This is a genomic window from Neisseria sp. P0021.S007, assembly GCF_051956855.1.
In genome coordinates, this window is record NZ_JBQCXA010001809.1 from 1 (window position 1) to 433 (window position 433).

Annotated in this window: 1 protein-coding gene; it reads right to left on the reverse strand. The window is 54.3% G+C overall.

All coding sequences use genetic code 11. The features are described 5' to 3' along the window. Positions 1 to 433, reverse strand: a 433-nt coding sequence (locus ACTHUR_RS21575; protein ID WP_440400863.1) for a metallophosphoesterase, incomplete at both ends; no start/stop codon positions are given.

Here is a 433-nt window from a genome sequence, read left to right on the forward strand (position 1 = left end):
TGGTCCAAGTCATCGTTGCGGCCGACGAGCAGAAACGCATCGTGTTGCAACACTTGGTTGCCGAGTACGGTAATACCCGCCGCTTCGAGGTCATGGCGAATGCGCGCGCTGTCGCCGAACATATCATGATTGCCCAAAGTCGCGTAAACGCCCAGCGGCGCTTTCAGACGACCCAGATGCGGCTGCATATTCTCTTTGCGGTAGGCATCGACGTTGTCATCCATCAGATCGCCCGGCAACAGGATTAAATCGACTTTTTCGCGATTCATGATGTCCACCAGCTTATCCAGTTGCCGCGCGCCGAACAAAATCCCCAAGTGCAAATCGCTTGCCACACCGATACGCAGCGGTTTGTCCATTTTCTTATCGATCACGACAGTCTGATGACGGACGACGGGCGTATAGGCGTTGTACAGCCCAAAGCCAATCAAAC